The sequence below is a fragment of the Brevundimonas sp. genome (assembly GCF_036659295.1).
Lineage (GTDB): Bacteria > Pseudomonadota > Alphaproteobacteria > Caulobacterales > Caulobacteraceae > Brevundimonas.
This window is the reverse complement of record NZ_JAVXCU010000179.1, coordinates 1-569: the sequence shown is the minus strand read 5'-3', so window position 1 is coordinate 569 and position 569 is coordinate 1. Positions and strand designations below refer to the sequence as shown.

Below are 569 nucleotides of genomic sequence, written 5' to 3'. Positions count from 1 at the left end.
AGATCGCCTGGCTGCAGTTCGAAAAAGCCTGACAGATAGCTGATGGTTTCATTCACAGACCAGATGAGGTGGCGAATATCGCTACGCTGGTGATCGTCGCCGTTGACCTGCAACCAGATTGGCGCATGGTTAACATCCACACTTTCGCTGGCTTTATGCAACGGCGCGATGGGCGCGGAGAGATCAAACGCTTTGCCGATTTCCCATGGACGCCCCATCTGACGCATCTCCATCTGCCGGTCACGGCGGGTCATATCCAGACCGGTGGCATAGCCCCAGATATATTCGTACGCTTTTTCCAGCGGTATATCGCTGCCCTTTTTACCTATCGCCACCACCAGCTCTATCTCATAGTGATAGTTATCGGTCTGCGATGGGTACGGCAGTTCAAGGATCTGACCAGCCGCCACCGGGACTACCGCATCGGCGGGTTTACAGAAGAAGAACGGTGGTTCACGATCCGGATCAAAGCCCATTTCACGGGCATGAGCGGCATAGTTACGGCCCACACAATAAACGCGGCGTACGGGAAATTGTTCATCACTACCAACCACCGGAACGGTAACAGG

At 54.3% G+C, this 569-nt stretch carries 1 protein-coding gene; it reads right to left on the bottom strand.

The genetic code is table 11. The features are described from left to right. Positions 1 to 569 (bottom strand): fumarylacetoacetate hydrolase family protein (locus tag RSB01_RS14235; protein WP_332625777.1); only part of this gene is annotated, 569 nt, incomplete at both ends.